The sequence below is a fragment of the Deinococcus sp. genome, assembly GCF_025362455.1.
Lineage (GTDB): Bacteria > Deinococcota > Deinococci > Deinococcales > Deinococcaceae > Deinococcus.
This window is the reverse complement of sequence record NZ_JANYGJ010000179.1, coordinates 1-22160: the sequence shown is the minus strand read 5'-3', so window position 1 is coordinate 22160 and position 22160 is coordinate 1. Positions and strand designations below refer to the sequence as shown.

The 22160-nt window shown below is 67.2% G+C and carries 18 protein-coding genes; 12 read left to right on the top strand and 6 right to left on the bottom strand.

Going from position 1 to position 22160, the window contains the following annotated elements; all coding sequences use genetic code 11:
• Positions 1 to 14 precede the first annotated feature (14 nt).
• The 3 genes from Q0R23_RS13480 (at position 15) to Q0R23_RS13470 (ending at position 4057) form a co-directional block, all read left to right on the top strand.
• On the top strand, positions 15 to 1601 hold the full coding sequence (locus tag Q0R23_RS13480; protein ID WP_293913784.1) for an extracellular solute-binding protein: 1587 nt from the start codon (positions 15 to 17) through the stop codon (positions 1599 to 1601).
• A gap of 91 nt (positions 1602 to 1692) precedes the next feature.
• On the top strand, positions 1693 to 3072 hold the full coding sequence (locus Q0R23_RS13475; RefSeq protein WP_293913783.1) for an adenylosuccinate lyase family protein: 1380 nt from the start codon (positions 1693 to 1695) through the stop codon (positions 3070 to 3072).
• A gap of 40 nt (positions 3073 to 3112) precedes the next feature.
• Positions 3113 to 4057 carry an AraC family transcriptional regulator gene (locus tag Q0R23_RS13470; RefSeq protein WP_293913781.1) on the top strand — a complete coding sequence of 315 codons (945 nt, stop codon included), beginning with the start codon at positions 3113 to 3115 and terminating at the stop codon, positions 4055 to 4057.
• Positions 4058 to 4287: 230 nt separating this feature from the next.
• Here the strand turns inward: Q0R23_RS13470 and Q0R23_RS13465 are convergent, their stop codons facing one another.
• Positions 4288 to 5400, bottom strand: a complete 1113-nt coding sequence (locus Q0R23_RS13465) for a type II asparaginase (RefSeq protein WP_293913779.1) — start codon at positions 5398 to 5400, stop codon at positions 4288 to 4290.
• A gap of 340 nt (positions 5401 to 5740) precedes the next feature.
• Positions 5741 to 7969 (bottom strand): HD domain-containing phosphohydrolase, encoded by a 2229-nt coding sequence (locus Q0R23_RS13460; RefSeq protein ID WP_293913777.1) that lies wholly within the window; start codon positions 7967 to 7969, stop codon positions 5741 to 5743.
• Positions 7970 to 8307: 338 nt separating this feature from the next.
• On the opposite strand from Q0R23_RS13460, the gene Q0R23_RS13455 reads away from it, so the two are divergent.
• Together Q0R23_RS13455 and Q0R23_RS13450 are read left to right on the top strand one after the other, a co-directional pair.
• Positions 8308 to 8958, top strand: a complete 651-nt coding sequence (locus Q0R23_RS13455) for a DUF1003 domain-containing protein (protein WP_293913775.1) — start codon at positions 8308 to 8310, stop codon at positions 8956 to 8958.
• Between the two features lie 312 nt (positions 8959 to 9270).
• Positions 9271 to 10197, top strand: coding sequence for a DNA repair protein (locus Q0R23_RS13450; protein WP_293913774.1), 927 nt, complete (start codon positions 9271 to 9273; stop codon positions 10195 to 10197).
• 4 nt (positions 10198 to 10201) lie between these two features.
• Here the strand turns inward: Q0R23_RS13450 and Q0R23_RS13445 are convergent, their stop codons facing one another.
• Both Q0R23_RS13445 and Q0R23_RS13440 read right to left on the bottom strand, forming a co-directional pair.
• Positions 10202 to 10999, bottom strand: coding sequence for a polysaccharide deacetylase family protein (locus Q0R23_RS13445; RefSeq protein WP_293913773.1), 798 nt, complete (start codon positions 10997 to 10999; stop codon positions 10202 to 10204).
• Entirely contained in the window at positions 10996 to 12291 is a 1296-nt protein-coding gene (locus Q0R23_RS13440) for an MFS transporter (RefSeq protein WP_293913772.1), read from the bottom strand. Before Q0R23_RS13440 ends, Q0R23_RS13445 begins: the two co-directional genes overlap by 4 nt.
• A 229-nt stretch (positions 12292 to 12520) precedes the next feature.
• Between Q0R23_RS13440 and Q0R23_RS13435 the strand changes: the two genes are divergently transcribed.
• Positions 12521 to 13192 carry a glycosyltransferase gene (locus Q0R23_RS13435; protein WP_293913811.1) on the top strand — a complete coding sequence of 224 codons (672 nt, stop codon included), beginning with the start codon at positions 12521 to 12523 and terminating at the stop codon, positions 13190 to 13192.
• Here Q0R23_RS13435 and Q0R23_RS13430 read toward each other — a convergent pair.
• A complete protein-coding gene (locus Q0R23_RS13430) occupies positions 13152 to 14348 on the bottom strand; it encodes a glycosyltransferase (protein ID WP_293913771.1) in 1197 nt (398 codons plus the stop codon). The two genes, Q0R23_RS13435 and Q0R23_RS13430, sit on opposite strands and share 41 nt — an antisense overlap.
• A 562-nt stretch (positions 14349 to 14910) precedes the next feature.
• Here Q0R23_RS13430 and Q0R23_RS13425 point away from each other — a divergent pair.
• From Q0R23_RS13425 to Q0R23_RS13400, 6 genes are all read left to right on the top strand, one after another.
• Positions 14911 to 15981, top strand: a complete 1071-nt coding sequence (locus tag Q0R23_RS13425) for a Sectered polysaccharide deacetylase (protein ID WP_293913770.1) — start codon at positions 14911 to 14913, stop codon at positions 15979 to 15981.
• Positions 15982 to 16168: 187 nt separating this feature from the next.
• A complete protein-coding gene (locus tag Q0R23_RS13420; protein ID WP_293913769.1) occupies positions 16169 to 17287 on the top strand; it encodes a site-specific integrase in 1119 nt (372 codons plus the stop codon).
• Between the two features lie 118 nt (positions 17288 to 17405).
• Complete coding sequence (locus tag Q0R23_RS13415) at positions 17406 to 17528, top strand: hypothetical protein (protein WP_293913768.1); 123 nt, start codon at positions 17406 to 17408, stop codon at positions 17526 to 17528.
• Positions 17529 to 17796: 268 nt separating this feature from the next.
• The gene (locus Q0R23_RS13410) at positions 17797 to 19920 is read left to right on the top strand and encodes a glycosyl hydrolase family 18 protein (protein WP_293913767.1); all 2124 of its coding nucleotides are present in this window, start codon (positions 17797 to 17799) and stop codon (positions 19918 to 19920) included.
• A 313-nt stretch (positions 19921 to 20233) separates the two neighbouring features.
• The gene (locus Q0R23_RS13405) at positions 20234 to 20800 is read left to right on the top strand and encodes a helix-turn-helix transcriptional regulator (RefSeq protein ID WP_293913766.1); all 567 of its coding nucleotides are present in this window, start codon (positions 20234 to 20236) and stop codon (positions 20798 to 20800) included.
• A 4-nt stretch (positions 20801 to 20804) separates the two neighbouring features.
• Positions 20805 to 21359, top strand: a complete 555-nt coding sequence (locus tag Q0R23_RS13400; protein ID WP_293913765.1) for an N-acetyltransferase — start codon at positions 20805 to 20807, stop codon at positions 21357 to 21359.
• Positions 21360 to 21442: 83 nt separating this feature from the next.
• Here Q0R23_RS13400 and Q0R23_RS13395 read toward each other — a convergent pair.
• Positions 21443 to 22160, bottom strand: a 718-nt coding sequence (locus Q0R23_RS13395) for an MFS transporter (protein WP_293913764.1), incomplete at its 5' end; no start/stop codon positions are given.

Below are 22160 nucleotides of genomic sequence, written 5' to 3'. Positions count from 1 at the left end.
CGACAGGAGACGATATGAAGATCAAGCGCCTTATACTCCCCATGCTCGCGCTGACCGGCATGTTGACAGCGCAGGCCCAGGAAGCGCTCAAGCTGCCCATCTCACAGAACCTGACATTGAAGATCTGGGCGCCGTTCAACGCCAATGCCAACGGCGCCATCAAGAACTTCGGCGAGATGACGCTCTACAAGATGCTCGAAGGCAGCACCGGCATCAAGGTGGACTTCGAGCACCCGCCGCTGGGCAGCGAAAAGGAGCGCTTCAATCTGCTGCTCGCCTCGCGCAATTACCCGGACATCATCGAATACAGTTGGTTCGACGTTCCCGGCGGACCGGAGCAGATGCTGCGCCAGGGCGTGATCGTGCGGCTCAACGAGGCCATCGCCAAATACGCCCCCAACCTGACCAAGTACCTGGCGGCCAATCCCGGCCTGCGCCGCGACATCAGCACCGACGACGGCGACATCTACGCCTTTCCGGCGATCCGCATCAATCCGCTCAAGGAGGGGGTGACCTACGGCCCGACCCTGCGCGCCGACTGGCTGGAGCGCCTCAAGCTGCGCCCACCGCGCAGCGTCGCCGACTGGACGGCGGTACTCAAGGCCATCAAGACCGGGGATCCCAACGGCAACGGCAAGCCCGACGAGATCCCGCTGTCCGGCGACAGCACCTCGGCGAGCACCGGCATTCCGTTGACGGTGCAGGGCTTCCTGAGCGCCTATAACCTGGCCCCCGGCTTTTATCAGAGCGCTCCCGGCAAGGTCGGATACGCGGAGATCACCGACGACTACAAACGCTTCCTGACCCAGATGCACCAGTGGTATGCGGCGGGCTTGATCGATCCCGACTTCATGTCGTCCACGACCCAGCAACTCGATGCCAAGGTGCTGCAAAACCGCGTCGGTGCGTTTTACGGCTACGCGGGCAGCGGAATGGGCCGCTACCTGGCCAACGCCGCCAAGCAGATCCCAGGCTTCAGTCTGGTCGCCGCGCCCTACGCCTTCGGGCAGGGCGGCAAGAACTACATGCCCTTCCACTCGGCCAGCCGCCGCTATCAGGGCTACGGCGCGGCCATTTCGGGCACCAACAAGAGCATCCCGGAAACGGTCAAGTGGCTCGATTACCAGTACTCCCCGGCGGGGCGCCTGGCGGTCAACTTCGGCAAGGAGGGCGCCACCTACACGTTGGTGAATGGCCAGCCGGTCTACACCGACATGATTACCAAAAACCCCAAGCTGAGCATGGCCCAGGCGCTGACCTACTGCTGCCGCCCCCAGTTCCTGATCGGCATTCAGGACATTCGCTACATCCGCCAACTGTTCAGCCTGCCGCAGCAGCAAAGCGCCTACCAGCTCTGGCGGCGGGCGTCGTTCGAGCGGGTTCTGCCGGGGGTCACGCCGTCGCAGGGCGACAGCCGCAAGTTCGCCAGCATCATGAACGACGTCAACACCTACGTCGCGGAGATGACGGCCAAATTTATCACGGGCGCCGAGCCGCTGGAGCGCTTTGATGCCTACGCGGCGAGGGTCAAGGATCAGGGCATCGACGAGGCCACGGGCATCATGCAAAGGGCGTTGGACCGTTACAACGCCCGCAAGTGACGCCAGCACTGTTCCAGAGAGCACTGTTTCAGAGAGTGCCGCTCCAGAGAGTGCCGCTCCAGATTCGAAATGACCCGCCCAAGGACTGCTGATGCCTGTACACGCCATTGATTCGTTTCTCCGCGCCCAGTCGTTCAGTCAGGCGGCCAAGGTCATCTGGGACGACCGCACCACCCTGCAACGCTGGCTCGATGTCGAGGCGGCGCTGGCCCAGGCGCAGGCGGAACTGGGGCTCATTCCGGCGGCAGCCGCCCTGGAGATTCGGCGGCAGGCGCGGGTGGAGCTGTTCGATACCGGGCGCCTGGCCGAGGAGGTGCGCTTCACGCAGCACCCCCTGATGCCGGTCCTGAGCCAGTTTGCCGCGCTGTGCGCCGGTGACGCGGGCGGTTACCTGCACTGGGGCGCCACGACGCAGAACATCCTCGACATCGCCGCCGTGTTGCAACTGCGTGAGACGCACACGGCCACCCTGGCCCATCTGGCGGCGATGTGCGCCCGGCTCAGCGCACTGGTCGGTGAGCACCGCAGCTCGCTGATGGCCGGGCGAACCCACGGCCAGCACGCGCTGCCGATGACCTTCGGCTTCAAGGCGGCGGCCTGGCTCAGCGAACTCTCCCGGCAATCCGAGCGGCTGCGCACCTGTGAGCCGCGCGTGTTCGTGGCCAGCCTCGGCGGGGCCATCGGCACGCTGGCCAGCATGGGCGAGGGCGGCTTGCGGGTCCAGGCACGCCTGGCAGAACTCCTGAACCTGGGCGCCGCCCTGATCCCTGTGCGCACCGCCGCCGACGGCTTTGCCGAATACATCGGGGTGCAGGGCCTGCTGATGAGTACCCTGGAAAAGATCGCCCAGGACATCGTGTTGATGCAGCGCAGCGAGATCGCCGAACTCGAAGAGCCGTTTTATCCCGGCAAGATCGGCTCGTCCACCATGCCGCAAAAGCGCAACCCGACCCGCTGCCAGGGCGTCATCAGCCTCTCGCGGCTGGTGCGCAGCCGGGTCGGGGTGGCCCTGGAGGCCAATGTGCAGGGCGACGAGGGAGACGCCGCCGCCAGCGCCACCTTCGAGACCATTCTCGGCGAGTGCGCGGTGCTGACCCAGAGCGGCTGCGAAACCATGCAGTTCGTGCTCGGCGGGCTGCGCGTCTTTCCGGAGCGGATGCGGGCCAACTTGGCGCACAGCGAGGGGCTCTTGCTGGCCGAAGCGGTGATGATGACGCTGGCACCGTTGACCGGGCGGCTGGCGGCCCATGAGGTCGTGCATCACGCGGCCATCGACAGTGCGACCGGCGCGGCCTTTCGCGAGGCGGTGCTGAGTCACCCGCTGGTGATCGGCAGACTCGACCGTGCGGCGCTGGAAGCAGCGCTCGATCCGCAGGCGTACCTGGGGGTCACGCAGGAGGTGATCGACCGGATACTCCAGTTGTCGGCGGCGGCCCTCGACCGGGAGGTGATCGGTACGGCGGCCCGGTAACACGGATTCCGAGCCGAGGCTGCTTATGATGGGACCACGCATGGAACAGCCCTGGAAGCAACTGGTGCCCGAATTCGCCGAGATGCAGAGCAACGCCAACCTGGAGGCCGGGGGCCGACTCTTTCACATCCGCGACACCCGGCGTCCTGTCGCCCCGATTCGCCGCCTGCACTGGCACGACAGCTACGAGCTGGGCCTGATTGTCCGGGGGCAGGGCCATTACGTGATCGGCGATCAGATTCACCGCTTCGCGGCGGGCCAGGTCTACGTGGTCAATACCCTTGAGCCGCACATGAACTACCCCGAAGGCGAGGACGCCGATATCTTCGTGGTGCATTTCCACTCGATGATTCTGGATGAGGGCTGGATCGCTCGCACCCGCCGCGAGGTGCGGTTGCCGTTTATCAGCGACGTCGCCTTGCAGTCCCCGGTGCTGCCGCTGGGAAGCCCGCTCAACACGGACGTGCACGCCCTGCTGGACGCCATTCGCCTGGAAGCCGCCGGGCAATCGCCGATGTGGGACGTGGTGGTCGGCGGGCTGCTGATTCAGGCGGTGGGGCTGATCGCCAGGGCCGCTCCGCACGGCGAGGTCGATCAGGTGGCCGAGCGGCGTCGCCGGGCCCTGCGCCGCATCGCCGCCAGCCTGAAACTGATCGAGGCGTGCTACACCGAGGCCGTCGCGCTGGAGGTGATCGCCGACGCCTCGAACCTCAGCGCGGCCCACTGCTGCGCCCTGTTTCAGGAGGCGGTCAAGATGAGCCCCGTCGCCTACCGCAACTCCAGACGGCTGAGCGAGGCCCAGCGGCTGCTTCAGACCGGCCAGACCACCGTTCAGGACATCGCGTATCAGGTGGGATTCAGCAGCGCCCAGGAATTTAACCGCCTCTTCAAACGGGCCTTCGGGCTGACTCCCACCCAGTTCGTGGCAGCCAGCCTGGACAGGCCGGTGCCCGCTCCCCATGCGGCGTTATCGGTAGAGCCGTAGCTGGGCCGATAGAGCAGGAGCTGGGTGGTATTGCGCGGTTGCGTCTGACCAGCCGTGGCAGGCAGGTTCGGTCAGGGTTCAGGGCTATCCCGACCTCACCAGACGATGCTCCCCCCACTGCACTCACTCCTGACCTAAGGAGCAGTGACCACCGGACAATGCTGACCCGCATCGAGGCTGACCCGCATCGAGCTGGGCTCCTGTGGTTTCTATGATTTGAAAGTCGCCGCTCAGTAGCGGTCGAAATAGGCCTGAATCTTGTTGAGATCGGTGGTTTTGGTCAAAGCCAGCATCAGCAGAATGCGGGCTTTTTGCGGGTTCAGGGAGTCGGTGGACACCGAGCCGTTCTTGAGATCATCCGGTGAGGGCGTCACCGTCCCGCTGCCGGTTCGGGACGAGCGGGCGATGACTACTCCTTTTGCCACCGCGTCCGCCAGGCCCTTTTTGGAGGCGGTCGAGACGGTTCCGTTGCCGGTCGCTGCCAGCACGATGCCCTTGGCCCCCGCCTGAACTGCCGCGTCGTACAGGTAGCCTGCGTTGTTCTGGTAGCCGTAGAGGATCTCGACGGGCGGCAGGCTGGTCAGGGTACTCACGTCGAAGTCGCTGCCCGTCGTATGAACCTGGGTCGGCTGGGTGTAGAAATAGGGCTTACCACCGACGAAGGCGCCCATGTAGCCCTGCTCCGGCGACTTGAAGGTGTCGAGTGCGCTGGTGTTGGTTTTGGTGACGTACCGCGCCGCACTGATGCGGTCGTTGAGCAGCACCATAACGCCTTTGCCGGTGGCCGTCGGGTTGGCCGCCAGTTGCACCGCCTGATACAGATTGAAAGGGCCGTCCGCGCTTAGCGCTGACGAGGGACGCATGGCACCGACCATGACAACCGGCTTGTCGCTCTTGACCACCAGGTCGAGGAAGTAAGCGGTTTCCTCCATGGTGTCGGTGCCGTGGGTGACAACGACGCCACTGATATCTGGGGACGCCAGCAGGACGTTGATGCGTTTGGCCAGGGTCAGCAGGATCTCAGTGGTGATGTCCTGGCTACCGGTATTGGCGACCTGTTCGCCGGTCACGTTGGCGACCTTGGTCACGGCGGGCACGGCGTTGATCAGGTTGTTGACGGTCTGACTCAGCGAATAGTTCACGACCTGGGTATTCGAGTCCGCCGACGACGCGATGGTGCCGCCTGTCGCCAGAATGACCACATTCGGCAGGCCGGTTGTCGGAGCGGGCGCCGGAGCAGCGGGGGCGGCTGGGGGGGCAGCCGGGACAGTCTGAGCCGCCGAAGGTAGCGTGGCCAGCAATAGGGTGGCCGTACAGTACATGGACTTGGCGAAGTTTTTCATATCACTCCTCTATAGATATGGACGGAAAGATTTGTAGTCTGCGAAGCGTCTCGCAAACTGACGGTAGGTGCGTCGCCTTTACTGAATCTTTACTTTGCAAATTGCGCATCAGAAACTGTAAGGTCTGCGTCGCAGTCCGAATATTACCCGAATTTTGGCCAAAAATCTCGCATATTGTCTAGAAAAATTTGCACATGAAGGAAAATTTCATCAGATATGACTGATGTTCATTCGAGGATTCGAGGCCGTTGACGCACGATTTCAGCGACCAAGCGCGGGAGGAGCGGTGTGCAGGTGGCTGAGTCCCCGTTTGCCGCGAACTCCAGAACTCGCCTTTTCTTCAGGGCTGAGTCAGTGATCCCGGCAAAGGCTGAGCTGGCTCCGGCAGTTCCGGTGCGCTGGCCTGGGGGGCAGGCTCCGGGTTTTCCGGCGTGGGCGGCGCCGTGCGGACCAGGGCGGTGAAAATGGTCACGATACGCGGGTCGAACTGCTGGCCAGCCTGGGCTTCGAGTTCTTGCAGCGCCGCCTGCACCGTCCAGGCGGGTTTGTAGGGCCGGGCGCTGGTCAGGGCGTCGTAGACGTCGCACACCGCGAAGATGCGGGCCAGCAGCGGAATGGCCTCGCCGCTCAGGCCCGCCGGGTAGCCCTGGCCGTCCCAGCGCTCGTGGTGCGAGAGAATCACGTCCAGGGCCTGGGCGCTGATGCCCGCGATGCGCGAGGCCAGCGCGTGGCCCTGGGCGGCGTGGCGCTGGATGACGGCGTACTCCTCGGCGTCGAGCTTGCCGGGTTTGAGCAGCACCGCGTCGGGAATGGTCAGCTTGCCGATGTCGTGCAGATACGCGCCCTGACGCAGTTCGAGCAGTGTGCGTGATCCCAGGTCGAAGGCGCCGCCCAGCAGCTCGGCGGCGGCCACCACCCGCTCGGTGTGCCCGAACGACTCGAAATCGCGGGCTTCGAGCGCCATGCCCAGGGCGACCAAGCTGCCCTCGAAGGTGTGCTGCACCTGGGCCACCACCCGGTCGCGCTCCAGCACGTGGCCCAGCCTCAGCGCCACGGCTTCGAGCAGGCGGCAGACCTGGGGGGTGATCGCCCGCCAGGTGCGGTAGCTGGTCAGGTCGAGTATGCCGACCACCACGCCCGCGTCGCGCACCGGGGTGACCACCACGCTTTTGAGGCCATGCTCGATCCAGGCGCTCAGCGCGTCGGGGTCCGAGGGGTAGTCGGCGGTGCCCACCGTACTCGATGTCTCTATGGCCCGGCTGACGATGCCGCTGCTGCTGGCGCGGCCCTGGTGAGCCGTGAGGTCGGCCAGGGTGATTTCCTCCTCGCCGGTCACGTAGGTGGGATACATCAGCTCGCCGCGCTGCTGATAGTAGGAGCTGCCGTCAAAGCCCAGCACCCTGCGCAGGGTGTCCAGTCCCTCGTGCAAGATGGCGTGCTTGGTTTCCAGGCCCTCCAGCATGCGGGTGAACTCCTCCGGGGTCGAGACGTAGCTGCTGGCACTCCTGCCGTCTGTCCGTGCGCCCGAAGCGGCCCGACCAGCACTGGCCCGACCAGCACTGGCCCGATCAGCACTGGCCCGACCAGAATCGCTGCGGCCAGCCGTGACCTGGGCACCTTCCAGGCGGCTCAGGCGCGAGGCGGCCTTGTTTTCGTACATCTGCTGGTCGGCCACCGCCAGGGCGCGGGCCATGTCCTCTCCGGCCCGCATCTGGGCCACGCCCACGGCGAACGGCGGCAGGTTGCGGCGGGTCCGGGGGGCGTGGGCGGCTGCGCTGTCGGCAAATTTCAGGGCTACGTCGTCTTGCGTGCGGGGCAGGGCGGCCAGAAACTCGTCGCCGCCCCAGCGCCCCAGCAGCGCACCCGGCGGCAGCGCGGCCTCGATGGCCTGGGCGACTTGCTGCAAATGGTCGTCGCCCGCGCTGTGCCCGCCGGTGTCGTTGATGCTTTTGAGGTCGTTGAGATCGAACATCATCAGCGCGGCGTCCTGGTTGCCGGTCAGCTCGCTCACTCGGCGGCTCAGGCCCGCCCGGCCCAGCAGTCCGGTCAGGGCGTCACGCTCGGCCCGGTCATTCAGGAGCTGCTGGCGCGAGGCGAGCATCTGGCGGCTGATCCACATCAACCACAGCGTCCCCAGCGCGATGACCAAGCTGCTGAGCACGTCCCACGTGGCAGCCACCGCTGAGGTGTCACTCAAACCGCTGAGCTGAAGGCCGCTGACGGCCAGCCGCGCCACGACGATTCCGGCGCAACTCAGCATCGGCAAGGTAATCGGTCGGGGCAGGCGCACCGCCACCAAAGCCGTGGCCAGACTCACCGTTTCGGCCAGGATCAGCAGGCCCGAACCGCCCAGGACGCTGCCCAGCGAGGCGGGGACGGCCAGTCCGCTCAGTGCGCCAGGCTCAGGCAGCACGGTCTCCGGCAGCAGGGTCCCCGGCAGCGCCGTCAGGTGAGCCCACAGCACCACGGCGCCGGGCAGCGCTTGAAGCCCCAGAAACACCGCCAGCACCGCCCAGCCAGGCGGCGGTTGGCGCCTCTGGGCTGCGGAAGATCGCCGGGGGGAGGTCATGGGTGACTGGTCATGGGTGGGGGAGAGTTCGCCGTGGTGCTGGCGGCTATGGACGTAGGGGCGGGCGACCGTGCCGGTGAAGTCAGCCAATGGACCGGCCAGCGAACCGGCTCAAACCCTGCTGACTTGGCGTTCAGCAGAGCACCGCGCCTCTTGCAGTTTTCTTTATCCGGCGGATTTATGGACAACCCAGCCTTGATAACAACCCAGCCTTGATAACAACCCAGTCTTAATAATTCAGTCTTCGTAGCCCAGTATCCGCAACCCGACGTTTACCGCTTCTTGGGAGTCACGGCCAGAGGCGCCGCCGAGCCGCCGATGGGCGCGACACTACGGCCATGAGTCCGTCAGGCCTTCCCAGTCGTCCAGAGTTTGCCAGTCCGTCTGAAACCAGTCCGTATGAGAGCAGTCCGTATGAGAGCGGTCCAGATTTCGTTGGCCCGCACCTCGGTTCGCTGCTCGAACAGAACGCCGAGATCAATCTCCTGCTTCAGCAGCAGGCCGAGGCCAACCTGACCACCCTCCACCGGCCCATCGAGCGCCTGGCCTCGCTGCTGGGCCGCCCGGCCTTTATCGTCACGGTGCTGAGCCTGTTTTTGCTGTGGACGCTGCTGAACTCAGGGCTGAGCCTCCTGACCCACCAGCCCTGGGACAGCCCACCCTTTTTCTGGCTCCAGGGGCTGATCGGGGTGCTGAGCCTGATCGTCACGGCCACGGTGCTGATCTCGCAGGCCCGCCAGGCCCGCGTGGCCGAGCAGCGCTCGCAGCTTCAGCTCCAGATCGTGCTGCTGACCGAGCAGCGCAGCGCCAAGATCATCGGTCTGCTCGAAGAACTGCGCCGGGACCTGCCCAACGTCCACAACCGCCACGACGCCGAGGCCGAAATCATGACCCAGGCCAGCGATCCGCAGCGCATTCTCAAGGCCCTGGAGGAAACCCTGAGTGCCGGGCCGCTCGACCCCGCCGCGTCCCCTGACCCCGCCGAGTAATGCTGCCGAGTAATCCGAGTAATGCTGCCGAGGCGCAAGGTCATGACGCCGACCACCCATACGTTCAGCCGACCCATAACCCCCCCCCACCGCCCATCCCTTCACGCCGCCAGGCTCCGGCGATACGCTGAGGGCACCGGGCCGGGGCGTGCCAGCGCGGCCCCAGCCTATCCAGCCGAAGCTGAGTTGTGATATAACAGAATAAGTATGCTGAATTGAGGTGTTGACATTTTAATTCTGTTGCCGCCCACCCTTTGCCGCCCGCCACCGCACAACACTGTTGCCCATTCCCCCCACTCTTCAAGGAGCCCCATGACCCAGGCCAGCAAATCCAAAAAAGACCCTTCCCGCACGGCGGTGGCCGAGCCTGAACAGGCTGTGAACGTGAGTGCCTCCACGACCGCCGCCACGACTGCCGCCACGACTGCCTCCACGACTGCCTCCACGACTGGCGCCGCCCGCACGGCCCTACAGTCGCTGCTGCGAACCGCGCTGCCCGACGCCGAACTCCGTGATCTGGACGCTGGCGCCATGAGCAGCCTGCTGGGCCGTGCCCACGACCTGTGGGGCCTGGGCCTGCGCCACCTGCGCCACGAGGTCCGCTTCGAGGACGGCGGCGCCCTGGCCTTATATGCCGACCGGAGCCGCATCGGCAGCGCCCAGGACACGCCCGAAGCGCTGGCCGCCGCCTACGCCGGGCTTCAGGCCCAGGACGAACAGGGCCGCAGCGCCTGGGCCGTGCTGCCCGAAGGCCACCGCCTGAGCCTGGAACCGGGCATGCGCCAGCTCCGGGTGCTGATCGAGGACGCCCGCGACTTCGAGACGACCTGGGCGGCGGCGGGCCACGCGCTCTTTACCCGCACAGGCCGTCAGGGCGAGGCGTTGTGGTACGAGGCCTACCGCGCCGCGCCGGGCCGTGAACTGGTGCAGGACGCCGCCTGGGAGGTCGTCGAGCGCATCAAGGACCGTTCGCTGCGCCGCGAACTCCAACGCCGCGCCGAGGAAAAGGGCATCCTGGGCGCCCTGCTCGGCGCCCGTGGCGGCGGGGTCGAGGCCGCCATGCAGCGCTCGCCCAGCCTGCACTTCACGGTCAACGCCGCCGTGCTCCGCACCACCGAACGCAGCCTGGACACCTGGAAGGCCCTCCAGAAAGAGGCCCTGGGCACCCTGGAAGCCGCCCAGCAGGCCCAGGTCGAGCGCCTGGTGGCCCTGCTCGGCACGCCCGGCAGCAGACGCTGAACTCTCAGCTCAGGTGATACGTCGTCCGCAGGCGCCTGAGCCCGGCACGCAGCCCAATGCGCCGCATCGGCAGCTCGCTGAGCCTGACCGGCTGGAGCCCACGCGCCGCCAGCAGCGCCAGCAGTGCGCGCAGCAGCTCCGGCGTCACGGCGGGGCCGTCGTGCAGCAAGGTGACGCTGCCGGGCCGCACCTGCCGGGCGGTGGCCTGGGCCAGCGCCTGAGCCTGGGCCGTATCGCCCGGTGGCGCCGTCCAGTCTCGTGACTCCACGTCCCACAGCGCCACGCGCCGTCCGGCCAGCCGGGTCAGCAGCCGGGTGAAGGGCGAGTGCCCCCCATAGGGCGGACGGTAGAGCCTGGGCGCCGCGCCAGCCCCATCTCTGGGATGCCACCTCACCTGTGCCCATTCCTGCCAGGGCCACAGCCTCAGCGCGTGGCGGTGGTCCTTGCCGTGCGCCTCGATCTGGTGAGCGCTGGCGAGCAGAGCCTGAAGTTCAGCCGGATGTGCCTGGCAGGCGTCCTCCAGCACGAAGAAGGTGGCGCTCACTCCTGCACCGTGCAGCACGCTCAGCAGCTCGGTGGTGCGCTGGCTGGGGCCGTCGTCGAAGGTCAGCGCCACCCGGTTTCTCGCCCCGGCGTTGCTCGCACCAGCATTGCTCGCCCCGGCATCGGTAGCTCCAGGGTCGGCGCCCAGGGCGCCCAGCCCGGCGGCGCGGCCCAGCACCTCGGCCAGCAGGGTGGCCAGTGCCAGACCGCCGATCAGGCACACACCGAAGCGCGTTGGGAAGCGAAACGGTCTATTCAAGACGCAGCGGCCTGTTTGGGCGCCGTGCTTTGCCGGGTCAGCAAATACGCCAGGCCGGTGCCCAGCGCCAGCACGGCGCCGACCAGAAACGGGCCGCGCACGCCCATCTGCGCGAAGGCCAGCGTGCCCAGCAGCGGCCCCAGCGCGGTTCCAGCGTTCTCGGCGGTCATCAACGTACCCCAGGCGGCGGCGCGTTGCTCGGCGGGCAGGGTGGCGGTGACCAGCGCGGCCCAGCCGGGCAGGATGCAGGCGTAGCCCAGCCCCAGCAGCGCTGAGAGCCCCAGCAGCGCCCACAGCGGCGGCAGCGTGGCGATCAGTCCCAGGGCTGTGCCCACCAGCCCGAAGCCCAGCGTCAGGATCAGGCGCGGGCGCCCCCGGTCTGCCAGGCGACCCATGAACGGAAGTCCGGCTGCCGCCGCCGCCCCGCCGACCAGCAGCAGCGCCACGACGCCCCAGTACTCCAGTTGCAGCAGCGGCGCCAGGGTAAACAGCAGCGGCCCCAGCAGCGACAGGCTGACGTTCTGAATAAAGGCGGCGGGCAGCAGCGGCGCCAGGGCGCGGGCGGCGCGCAGCGCACGGGCAACGGTACCGCCCTGGGCAGCGGCTGCGGCACGGTCACCGGAGACGCCGGTTCCGGACTCACTTGGCGCCCCCTGGGGCTCCGGTTTCGCCGCAGGGGCCAGGCGGGCGGGCAGCCGCAGCGAGCAGGCGGCCCCCAGGCTCAGCACGCCCAGCGCCAGCAGCAGCGGCACCGGCACGCCCGCCTGTGCCGTGCGGCGGGCCAGCGCCCCGAACAGCAAAAAGCCCGCACCCACCATCGGCATCACCGCCACCGAGACGGTGCTGACGGCCCGGCCCTGGTAGCCCTCGCGGGCCTTGGCGGCGCTCAGGCTCATGGTGGCGGGCCAGATCACCGAAAACGCCGCGCCGTGGACCGCCGAGAGCGCGATCAGCGCCCAGACCGAATGCGCTATCGGCAGGCATGACAGCGCCGCCAGGCTGAGCACGGCGCCCAGCAACACCATCCGGCGCAGGCCGTAGCGGCTGATCAGGGCGCCGCTCACCCCGCGCATCAGGGTATCGGCGGCGAAGTGGGCGGTCCAGGCCGCGCCCACGGCGGTGAGCGGCACGCCCAGCAATTCAGGTCCGGCCTGCGGCAGATACGCGCCGTAGACGCCGCTGCGCACGAATTCGGCGCAGGCCAGCGCGGCGGCCATGCTCAGCACCGTGCCCAGCGACCCCGGCTGAAACGGCATCTTTTCCAGAATCCGGCGGCGCAGGCGACCTAACACGGTGGGCGCTCACCTGACGGGTTCAGCATACTGTGCTCACCATATCGGGCTCACCATACCGGGCTCAGCACGCCTTCGACCTGTCCCGCCCAGCCAGCGCGGCCCGGCTCACCTGCACGGTCCGTGACAGATTGTCTGCTAGCTTGAGGGCGTGCCGGACCTCCTCATGAACGCAAGGCCCCGCCCGGTGGATGGAGCGACCCTGGATTTCCCGCTGACCCGCGCCGCGCTGCCGGAGTTCACCGTCGTCATTCCGGCCCGCAACGAGGGCGCTTACCTGCGCCGGACCCTGGAGGCCATCGGGCGCCAGAGCGTGCTTCCCGCCGAGGTGATCGTGGTGGACAACGCCAGCACTGATCAGACCGCCGCGCTGGCCCGCGCCTGGGGGGCGCGCGTGCTGGAATGCACCAGCGTCGGGGTCTCGCCCGCCCGGCAACTCGGCCTGGAGGCCGCCCGCACGGCCTGGGTCGCCTCCACCGACGCCGATTCGCTGCCGGACTGCCGCTGGATCGAGCGGCTCCGGGGCGCCGCGCCGGGCCGGGTGGCGCTCTACGGCCCGCTGTGTTTTTCCGGCACGCCCCAGCTTCAACTGGTCTCCAGGGCGGCCTACCGCAGCTTTCTGGAAGTCTGCGTCCGGATCGGGCGGCCCAATCTGGCGGGCGCCAACATGGCCTTCTCGCGGCAGGCGGCGCACCTGGCCGGAGGTTATCCGGACGTGGGGGCGCTCGAAGACGTGATGCTCGGTCAGGCGCTGGCCCGGCTGGGGAGCGTCGCCTACGTGCCCGGCGCCCTGGTCCAGACCAGTCCCCGGCGCCTGGAGAGCGGGGTGTTGCCGTTTTTGTGGCGCCACGTCAGGAACCTCACCGGTCATACACAAAACTACTTTCCCGGCCCGGAGTGAGGGTGCGCGGCATCTGGCCCAGCATCCCGTGGCCCGGCACCTCGTAGCCCAGTACCCGTGCGTAGACCTCCAGGGTGCGCTCGGTGACCATGCCCGGCGTCCACTGGCGGGCAAACTGGCGCCCCTGCGCGGCAAAGGCGGTGTGCCGGGCCGCCGAGTCGAGCAACTTCCGGCTGGCCGCCACCAGGCCGCCGACGTCGCCGGGCGCCACCAGATAGCCGCTGGAGCCGCTCTGCACGCCGCTGAGCGTGCCGCGTGCGCCCACCGCCACCACCGGCACGCCCATGAGCTGCGCTTCCTGCAAGACCAGGCCCTGCGTCTCGGTGTCGCTGGCGAACAAAAACAGCTCGGCCCAGCGGTAGTAGCCGCCCATCTCCTCCCAGGGCTTGACGCCCAGGAACTGAACCCGCTCGGCCACCCCGATGGCGCGGGCGTGCGCCTCCAGGTGCGAGCGCTCCGGGCCCTCGCCCAGCAGCAGCAGCGCGGCGTCGGGTAGGCGGGCCAGGGCGTCGAGCACCAGGTCGAAGCGCTTTTCGCGGGCCAGGCGACCCACGCTCAGCACTCGGCGCTGTCCGGCAGGCCAGGGGTTGTGGGTGGCGGCCCCGGCCTCAAGTGATTGCGGGTCGATGCTGGTGGGAATCACCACCGGCCAGGCCACCCGCATCTCGCGCAGCACGTCGAGCATGCCCACTGTGGGGGTAATGACCGCCTGGGCGCGGCGGTAGTGCAGCCCCGCCACGCGGGTAATCACGCGGGTGCGGCGCTGGAGGGTCGTCATACCCGGCAGGTAGTGGGTATACGCCTCGATGTGGGTGTGGTAGGTCGCCACCTGCGGCACGCCCCATTTGCGGGCCAGCCGGGTGGCGGCCATGCCCAGCGTCAGCGGCGTGTGGGTGTGAATCAGGTCATACTTGGTGGCAAAGTCGCGCCGCCCCGGCCAGGCCAGCCGGTAGGTCGGCAGGTACAGGTAACTCAGGCTGGGCACCCGCACCACGCCAGGGCGCACTTCGCGGTAGCCGGGAAAGTCCGGCGCGATGATGTCGACGCAATGTCCACGGGCGCTCAGCTCGCTCGCCAGCAGCCCGACGCTGGTGGTGATGCCGTTCTGGTCGGGCAGGAAGGTATCGGTAAACAGGCCGATACGCAGCGGCTTCACGTGGACGGCCCAGACATGCATAACCCAGACATGCATAACCCGGACGTGAATAACCCGGACGTGAACAACCCGGACGTGAACAACCCAGACATGCATAACCCAGACGCGGATGTGCTGGCTTCACCACTGGCCAGATCGTCTCCAGTCTGGCTGTTCGTTACAGCGGTCTTCAGAAGCGTAGTGAGTCGGTTTAAGGGCACCTGTTTCCTCCGATGAGGCTCGTACTCAGGTCAGGCTAACCAATTCCTGTCAGCCGAAGATGTGCTTTTGATGGGCTGTGCCAAATCGGCGCCAGCCGGGCTCAACGCCAATCGACTCAGCTTCACCCCAACGAGCGGACGGACCGTGAGCTAGCGGGCCGTGAGCTGACAGGCCGTGAGCTGACACAGTGTAAACCACCCGGCGCGGTTCGTTGCACTCCCAGCGTCAGGACGGCTGCCTCGGCGCAACCAGATAGAGTGTCCAAACCAGACAGAGCGTTCAGGGCGCTGGTTCAGACCGGCATGACCGCTGCCTGTCCAGGCATCCCCGGCGGTCCTGGCGGCTCCACTACACTGCCTTCATGCTTGCCCCACTGACCCCTGTTCCGACTGCTCTGCCTGCTGTCCCCGACGGGCAGACGGCCCCGCCGCACTGGACCCAGCCTCTGATTCGCGCCGGGATGTACGGGGCGCTGCGCGGCGGTCACCCCGGCCACCCGGAACTGGGCCTGAGCGTCCCGCTGCGCACGAGCGCCGAGCTGCAACTGACCCTGCAACACCTGGCCGAGCTGGACCTGCACGCTACCCTGCTGATCCCCGCCGCCCTGGTCGCCAGCCAGCCGGACGCGCTTCGCGCCGCCGCCCTGGCCGGGCATGAACTGGCCGGATACGGCGCACCAGAGTCGCCCCTGACGCTCGATCTGCTCAGCGGCGGTCTGCTGCGAAGCTGGGCCACCGACGCGCCGAGCCTCGCTGAGCTGGCCGAGCTGGCCCGCCTGGGGCTTCAGGTGCTGCCGCCGCCCCGCTCGCAGCCGGAAGGCGGCGCCGTGATGCGGCTGCTGCCCGGCCATCTGGACCGTGCCCGGCAGTGGTGTTCACTCGGTTACCGCCTGATGCCGGTAGGTGAGCTGCGCGAATTGCGGGCGGCGGTGCCCCGTGACCTGGCCATTCACACCTACCGCGAACACGTCGACGCCCGTTTCGCCCGCGCCCACGGCGTCATCGACCTGGCGGTGCGGGCCGACGCCGTGGTGCGAGTCGCCGCGCACCCCGCGCCGCCGGGACTCCCGGTGCCCGCCGGAACGCCCGGCGCCGAGCTGCACCTGCACAGCGCCAGGCTGGTCGGCCTGGCCAGCCGCAGCTCGCTGGTGGCCTACCGCGCCTTTCAGCGCTCGCTCAGGGACGTGGGCGCCGCGCTGCACACGCGCCCCGAACTCCAGCAGGCCCGTATCGTCTACGCCGCCACCCTGTTTCTGGGGCCGCTGGAGCGCAACGGCTTTCACCTGGCGCCGCTGCCGCCGCTGCGTGCCCGGCTGTACGGCGCCGGGTTCCACTTTCTGCGCCTGCTCTACGGTAGCCACAGCGAGCTGGCCGCCCCCGAAGCAAAGCTCGCCTGGATAGGGCGTGAGGCGTTTCTGGAACGCTTCGGCTGAGTGTGGACGGCTGAGTGTGGACGGCTGGGCATGGACGGCTGAACATGGTCGGCGGGAGGACTCGTGAAGACCGGGAGTGTGTTGCCTGGACTGTGTTGCCTGGACTGTGTTGCCTGGACTGGGGGTTGCCCGGTCTGTGGTCGGACCTCTGGCTGGCTGGAGGTTTGATAAGTGTTATTATCAAAGGGTGAGTGACGCCCACCTGCCTGACCACCCCCCGCTGCCGGTGCTGACCCTGGCCCGCTACGAGGGCGGGAGTCTGGAGCGCGCCCGCGCCTGGATGGACGAGGGCGAGCGCCGACGCCTGGCCGTCCTGGCGGCCCGTGACCGCGATCTGGAGACCCTCTGGTCGCTGACCGAGGCCCACCTGACCCTGCACAGCGGCGCTGCCGGAAGCCGCCACACCCTGCGCACCTACCGCAACGGGCTGCGGTTGTGGCTGCTGTTTACCGGCAGGGCGGCGGTCAGCCTGCTGCGCCCCCGCGCCGATGAGGGCTCGCTGTTCGTGCGCGAGCTGGAGGCCGGGAAGCTGCACCTCAAGCGGGCCAGCAAGAACAAGCCGCAGGCAGCCGATTCAGCCCAGGCGGGCCGCCCGCTTTCGGCGTCGTCGGTCAACGCCTATCTGGCCGGGGCGCGTTCGCTGTACCGGGCGCTGCGCTGGGCCGGGGCCACCTCGGTAGACCCCTTTCTGGACGTGCGGCCACGGGCCGATAAGGTCGCCCGCTGGGACAAACGCCAGCCGTATCCCCAGGCGGCCATCGAGGCGCTGCTGAAGGTCGGTGACGCCCGCCACCGGGTCACGGTGCTGTTGGGCGCCCACGCCGGGCTGCGCGCCTCGGAGATCGTGCGGCTGCGCCGGAGCGATGTGGACGTGGCTGCCGGGCGACTGCGGGTGGTGGGCAAGGGTGACAAGGTGCGGGTGGTCAACCTGTCGGCCAGCCTGCGGCGCGAACTGGCGGCGCTACTGGTCGGCCCGTTGTCAGTCGGCCCGTTGCCGGGCAGCCCGTTGTTAGTCGGCCCGCCGCCGGGCAGCCCACTGCCAGACAGCCCGCTGCCGGGCGCGGAGCTGGTGATCGGCGGCACCCCGGAGTCGGCCAGGTTGCGCCTGCGCCGGGCCTGCCTGCACGTCGGGGTGCCGTTTCTGTCGCTGCACGCGCTGCGTCACAGCGCCGGAACCCGCCTGGTCAGGTCGGGCCGGACCTTGCAGGACGTGGCGCGGCATCTGGGACACGCCTCGGTGGCGACTGCCGAGATCTATGCCAAATGGGCCGACGAGAGCCTGCAAAACGAGCTGGACAACTGGTGAGTGCCGGGTGGGAGGGCTGAGGCTGGTCTGGGCCTTTGCTGGTCTGAGCCTTTACCGTGACTGGTCAGGGCTCGTCGCCCCCTCAGCATGGGCCGTCGGTATGGGCAGCATGGAGGGCATGACCGATCTGCCGCTCAGCCGCTTCGAGCAGCTCAAAGACGTCGACGCCCAGAACGTCTTGACGAGCCTGGAATTCAGCGTGAATCTGGTCGATATCCTGATAAAAATAATTTTCTGTTAGCCACCAGTCTCGGAAACTCTGCATCAGATTCCGCCGATTCGGCCAGGTTGACTAGGCAAGGCGACCCATTGCGCGGCGTTTTCCCTGATTGACACGCGCTTGGAAAACTGGCCGCATTCTCATCCTGTCTAGACAGAAGGAAATTTTCAATGCCACCTGCTAACCTGGTTGTGATTTTCTATAGGTGTTCCACATCGGCGAGTTGTCGTGCAGTCGAGTTGTCGTGCAGTCTCTTTTCCCGGTCCACGCCGGGTAGTCGAGGTGTGTCATGTTGAAAACCGCGTTGTCTTCGCCTCCCCGCTCAACCGCGCTGCGTCTGGCTGCGCTGCTCTCGCTGGGCTTGGTGGTGTCGGCCTGTAGTGGCGGCGCCCCGGCCAGGACCGCTTCGGCCACCGTTGAGGCGCAGGCTGTCGTCTGCGGGGTCTGGTCCGCCAGTGCCGTGTACGTCGGTGGCGATACCGTCACCCAGGGCACCCAGGCGTACCGCGCCAACTGGTGGACCCAGGGCAACGATCCGGCCACCAACAACGGGGTGAGCGGCAGCGGTCAGACCTGGACCAAGGTAAGCTCCTGCGGCGTGAATCCCCCGCCCCCGCCTCCGCCGCCGCCGCCCACATCTCCCACGGGCCTGCTCACCACCGGCAGTACCTACGCTTTCCAGGTGCTGACGCCCGGCTTTACCGACCGCTTCCTGCGCCACAGTGGCGCCCTGGGCGTTACGGAGGTGGTGAGCGCCAGCAGCGCCGACGCCCTCAAGCTGGATGCCAACTGGAAGATCGTGGCCGGACTGGCCGACGCGGCCTGCTACTCCTTCGAGTCGGTGGGCAGCGCCGGACAGTACCTGCGCCACCAGGGCAGCCGGGTGCGCATCGACCCGCTGAATGCCAGCGACTCGCTGTTTAAGAACGACGCGACCTTCTGTGCCAGAGCGGCGCTCGACGGCACGGTGGGCGGTGTGTCGCTGGAAGCCAAGAATCAGCCGGGCAGCTATATCCGTCACAAAAACGCCGAGCTGTGGATCGATCCGAGTGCGGGCGCCCCCAGCGGCTACAACCAGGACGCGAGCTGGAGGGCGGTGACGCCGTTCACGACCAGCGTCAATCCGCCGCCGCCCCCACCCCCAACCCCACCATCACCGCCGCCCCCACCGCAGAGCGGGTTCAAGAAGGTCGCCTATTTTCCGCAGTGGGCCATCTACGGGCGCAACTATCAGGTCAAAAACATCGACACCAGCGGCACGGCCAGCGGCCTGACCCATATCAACTACGCCTTCGGCAACCTGTATGACAAGGGCGGCAGCTTCCAGTGCGATATCGTGACGCGGGCCGAATCGGGCAACGGCGACGGCGGCGACGGCTACGCGGACTACGGCAAGAGCTTCGACGCCGCGTCGAGCGTCAGCGGCGTCGGCGACGTCTACGACCAGAACCTCAAGGGCAACTTCAACCAGCTCAAGCAGCTCAAAGCCAAGTATCCCAACCTGAAAAACCTGATCTCGCTGGGCGGCTGGACCTGGAGCAGACATTTCAGCGCGGCCTCCAGCACCGACGCCGGGCGCAAGGCGCTGGTGAGTTCGTGCATCAACGTCTACATCAAAGGTGATCTGCCGATCAGTGACGGCGCGGGCGGACCCGGCGCGGCGGCGGGTGTCTTCGACGGCATCGACATCGACTGGGAATACCCTGGCGGTGGCGGGCTGGCCTACAACTCGGTCAGCCCCGGCGACAAGCAGAACTTCACGCTGCTGCTTCAGGAGTTCCGCCGCCAGCTCGACGCGGTGCGCCCCGGCCTGCTGCTGACCATCGCCGCGCCGGGCGGGGCTGACAAGATCGCCAACCAGGAACCGGCGGCCTACAACAGCGCCGTGGACTGGATCAATATCATGACCTACGATTTCCGGGGCGCCTTCGACGCTGCCGGTCCCAGCAACTTCCACAGCAACCTCTACCCCAGCCCCAACGACCCCGGCAGCGGCGTGGTCAAGAATTACGCCGTGGACACCGCCGTGCAGGCGTTCCTGAACGCGGGCATTCCGGCCAGCAAGCTGGTGATCGGTATTCCTTTCTACGGACGCGGCTGGACCGGCGTGGCGGGCGGCAACAACGGCCTGTACCAGAGCGCCGCAGGCGGGGCACGCGGCACCTACGACGCGGGCATCGAGGACTACAAGGTGCTCAAGAATGCGCCGGGCAGCGTCTACCGCGACCCCCTCACCAAGCAGATGTGGAAGTACGACGGCAGCACCTTCTGGAGCTACGACGATCCGGAGGTCATCGCCACCAAGGTGGCCTACATCAAGGCCAAAGGCCTGGGCGGCGCGATGGCCTGGTCGCTCGACGGCGACGACGCCCAGGGCACGCTGGCCAAAGCCATCAACGCCGGCCTGCGCTGATCGCTGAGCATCACCTTTAACTGAATCAAAGCGGGCGCGGCCACCACGGCGGCGCCCGCGTTGTATTGAACGCCGCTACGTCTACTGAGACTGAATATATACAAGTGGAGTACAACGGGGTTACGAGAAGATTGATCCTCTTCCCTCCTGCTGGGTCAGCTTTTTCATCACGCCTGGCCGTTTCAGCCCCCGCCTCAGCCCGCCGGTCATCAGGGCTGGATAGGTAGGAGGACGTACCCGGTAATCGTCTGACCTGCCCCATCACACGGAACATGGTCTTGCGCTGATCGCAACAATCCACTATAAAAGACGCATGACCACTATTCAGGACGAAACCGGGGCCCAGATTGCCCGACGTCTGTATCTGGAGCGAACCTCTCGCGGCTGGTCACAGGCCGACCTGGCGGCGCGTTCAGGCGTGTCCAAAGCGGCCATCAGCAAAATTGAGCGCACAGAGATGAGCCCCACAGCCGTGATTCTGGTGCGGCTGGCCAGCGCTTTTGACCTGACGCTGGCGGGCCTGCTACTGCGGGCCGAGGGCACGGGGGAACGGTTGTCCCGCGCCGCCGACCAGGTGAGCTGGCGCGACCCGGCCACCCAGTACCTGCGGCGCCAGGTCTTCATGCGCCCGGACCATCCACTGGAACTGGTGCAGATCGAGTTGCCTGCCGGGCAACGCATCGCGCTCCTGGCGGCGTCGTACGCCCGCATCCGGCAACTCGTCTGGGTGCAGGTGGGCGAACTGGTCATCCTGGAAGGCCAGGTTCGTGCGGTGCTGGGTGCTGGCGATTGCCTGGGTTTCGGCTCTCCGTCGGATGTGGTGTTCGCCAACGAATCAGGGCAGCCATGCCGCTACAGCGTGCTGCTGGCCAGGAGCTGAGGCTATGATGGGACCGGGTATCGACAGCTTTGAGATTCGTCTCCTGACCAGCGATCCAGACACCCTGAGTCAGCTTTGCGACCTGATCACCGAAGTGGTCGCCGCTGGCGGCTCGGTCAGCTTCATGCACCCGCTGGCCGCCGCACAGGCGCGGGCGTTCTGGGCGGGGGCAATGGCGGCGGCGGCGCGTGGTGAGCGCCTTATTCTGGGTGCCTGGGTCGCCGGGTGCCTGATCAGCACCGTGACGCTGTTACTGGACTGTCCTCCCAACCAGCCGCACCGCGCTGAAATCGCCAAGATGATGACCCGGCCTGAGTGGCGAGGCCGGGGCGCCGCGTCTGCCTTACTGCGCGAGGCTGAGGCGCAGGCCAGTGCCCGGCAGCGAACCCTGATCGTCCTCGACACGGCCAGCGACGGCGGCGCAGCGGGCCTGTACGAGAAGCACGGTTACCAGCTTGCCGGTGAGATTCCGGGGTACGCCCTCAAGCCGCATGGGGGGCTGACTGGAACACTGATGTATTGGAAGCGGCTGAAGCTGGAGGATAAGGGAAGTAGATAACCTATGATGTATATATTCTTTATCGTGGAGTAGTGCCGCCATTCACCAGCTACACTGGGCGGCTGGAATTCGGGCGCTGGGCCTCATTCCAGCTCCGCACCGAGTACCGGCGCCGCCACGTCTCCGCGACGCCGAAGCGCGAACTCCATCACGCCCCAGGCCAGCAGACCCAGCACAGCGCACAGCACGAATACGCTGCGGTAGCCGAAGGCCTGCGCCCAGGCCCCCGACACCACGCCGGAGAGCACGCCGCCCACGCTGGTGGTGTTGGCGAACAGCGTGGTGGCGGCGGTGAAGCGGCCCGGCATCAACTTCTGGAAGTAGGTCATGCCCAGGCCCGCCATCACCGCGATTCCGGCGGCCCGCAGCACCTGACTGAGTATCAGCGGCGCCATTCCCTGCGCCAGCGCCGTCAAGGCGAACTGCACCACGAACAACGCCAGCGCCAGCTTGATGAGCGTGCTCAGGCTGGGCAGACGCCGCAACGTGACCAGGGCCAGCATCATCGGAATCTCCAGAAAGGCGCAGAAGCTGACCAGAAACCCGACCTGAGCGGTGTCGCCGCCCAGCGTCTTGGTCACCAGCAGCGGCAGAAAGTTCATGCCCATCACCAGGCTCATGCCGTAGAGCACGAAGGCGCCCACCACCCAGGGCAGGGCGCGGGCCGGGCGCGGCGGCGGGACGGGCAGCGTCTGCTCGACCTGAATGGTTGGGGGCTGAATGGTTGGGGGCTGAATCGTCTGCGAGCCGCTGGGGCGCTCCGAGTGCCGCCTCATCAGCAATGACCCGACCAGCGACCCA